This window comes from Brevibacillus sp. SIMBA_040, assembly GCF_046535075.1.
In the GTDB taxonomy this organism is placed as follows: Bacteria; Bacillota; Bacilli; order Brevibacillales; family Brevibacillaceae; genus Brevibacillus.
This window is the reverse complement of record NZ_JAWRXI010000368.1, coordinates 1-243: the sequence shown is the minus strand read 5'-3', so window position 1 is coordinate 243 and position 243 is coordinate 1. Positions and strand designations below refer to the sequence as shown.

Genomic DNA, 243 nt, shown 5'->3' with positions numbered 1-243 from the left:
AACGATGCCGGTCTCACCGGCGAACTTGAAGCGAAACAGCGTGCCAAGGTTGACGAGCGCCGAGCCGAACTGGCGCGCGAGAGGAAAGCTTTACGGAAACCCGAACGCGAACTAGCGGCTGCAACGGAGGAAGCAACCCGTGCGCGCATCGCGCTCGACGCGGCACAAACGGCATTTCGCGACGCCGACCGAGCAGACAAGCAAGCCACGGCACGGGTTGTCATGATGGAGAGGCAGCACGAA

At 62.6% G+C, this 243-nt stretch carries 1 protein-coding gene; it reads left to right on the top strand.

Annotated elements, in window-relative coordinates; translation table 11 throughout:
- The coding region (locus tag SB752_RS33145; RefSeq protein WP_410719618.1) for a hypothetical protein at positions 1 to 243 on the top strand (243 nt) is incomplete at both ends.